Genomic DNA, 1,865 nt, shown 5'->3' with positions numbered 1-1,865 from the left:
TCGACAACGTGAACTCGATGGCGTCGAACCTGACGTCGCAGGTGCGGAACATCGCCTCGGTCACCACTGCCGTCGCCAAGGGTGACCTGTCGCAGAAGATCACGGTGGACGCGCAGGGCGAGATCCTGGAGCTGAAGAACACCGTGAACACGATGGTGGACCAGCTGTCGTCGTTCGCGGACGAGGTGACCCGGGTGGCCCGGGAGGTGGGCACCGAGGGCAAGCTCGGCGGTCAGGCGCAGGTGAAGGGGGTCAGCGGCACCTGGCGCGACCTGACCGAGAACGTGAACCAGCTCGCCTCGACGCTCACCACCCAGCTCCGGGCGATCTCCCAGGTCTCCACCTCGGTGACCCGGGGCGACCTGACCCAGCGGATCAGCGTCAAGGCGCAGGGCGAGGTCGCCGAGCTGAAGGACAACATCAACCAGATGATCGTCACCCTGCGGGAGACGACCAAGAAGAACGCCGAGCAGGGCTGGTTGGACTCCAACCTGGCCCGGATCGGCGGCCTGCTCCAGGGTCAGCGCGACCTCGGCGAGGTCTGCCGCATGATCATGGTGGAGGTGACCCCGCTGGTCGACGCGCAGCTCGGCGCGTTCTTCCTGGTGGACAGCTCCGAGGGGAGCATGCGGCTGCGGCTCACCGCCTCGTACGGGTACGTGGCGCGGGGGCACGACGTCACCTTCGGGCCGGGCGAGGGGCTGGTCGGGCAGGCCGCCCTGTCCCGGCGGACCATCCGGGTCAACACCCAGCCCGACGGGCGCCTGGTGCTGCGGTCCGGGCTCGCCGAGACGCCCCCGGCCGACCTGGTGGTGCTGCCCGTGCTGTTCGAGGGCGAGCTGCTCGGTGTGATCGAGTTCGCCGGCGTGACCACCTTCTCCGAGCTGCACCTGTCGTTCCTGGAGCGCCTCGTCGCCACGATCGGCATCGCGGTCAACACCATCCAGGCCAACCGGCGTACGGAGGAGTTGCTCGCCCAGTCGCAGCGGCTGGCGCACGAGTTGCAGGAGCAGTCGGCGGAACTCCAGCGCACCAACGCCGAGCTGGAGGACAAGGCCAAGCTGCTGTCCGAGCAGAAGACCAACATCGAGACGCAGAACCGGGAGATAGAGCTGGCCCGGCTCGGCCTGGAGGAGAAGGCCCAGCAGCTGACCCGGGCGTCGGCGTACAAGTCGGAGTTCCTGGCGAACATGAGCCACGAACTGCGTACGCCGCTGAACTCGCTGCTGCTGCTGGCCCGGCTGCTCGCCGAGAACCCGGACCAGAACCTCACGCCGAAGCAGATCGAATTCGCCCGCACCATCTACAGCGCCGGATCGGACCTGCTCTCGCTGATCGACGACATCCTGGACCTGGCCAAGATCGAGGCGGGCCGGATGGACATCGAGCCGACCGAACTGCGCTTCTCCGAGCTGCGCGGCTACGTCGAGCAGGCGTTCGCCCCGCAGGCCGAGGAGAAGGGCCTCGACTTCCAGGTGCGGATCAGCAAGGATCTGCCGCCGGCGGTGGTCACCGACGCCCAGCGGTTGCAGCAGATCCTGCGTAACCTGCTCTCCAACGCCGTGAAGTTCACCGACAACGGCGCGGTGACGTTGCGCATCGCGCCGGCCGCCGAGAACGCGGTCTTCGACGTGCCGGCGCTGACCAACGCCCGCCGGGTCATCGCGTTCACGGTGATCGACACCGGCATCGGCATCTCGGACGACAAGCTCTCGCTGATCTTCGAGGCGTTCCAGCAGGCCGACGGCACCACCAGCCGGCGGTACGGCGGCACCGGGCTGGGCCTCTCGATCAGCCGGGACCTGGCCCGCCTGCTCGGCGGCACGATCACCGTCTCGTCGGCGCCCGGCCAGGGCTCGACGTTC

General features: G+C 68.4%; 1 protein-coding gene. It reads left to right on the top strand.

What is annotated here, in order from left to right; all coding sequences use genetic code 11:
• A partial coding sequence (locus ABZ570_RS11640) for an ATP-binding protein (protein ID WP_358060705.1) occupies positions 1 to 1,865 on the top strand: 1,865 nt, incomplete at both ends.

The sequence above is a fragment of the Micromonospora sp. NPDC007271 genome, from assembly GCF_040634005.1.
In the GTDB taxonomy this organism is placed as follows: domain Bacteria; phylum Actinomycetota; class Actinomycetes; order Mycobacteriales; family Micromonosporaceae; genus Micromonospora.
The sequence above is the reverse complement of the archived record's forward strand: the minus strand, read 5'-3'. Positions and strand labels throughout refer to the sequence as shown.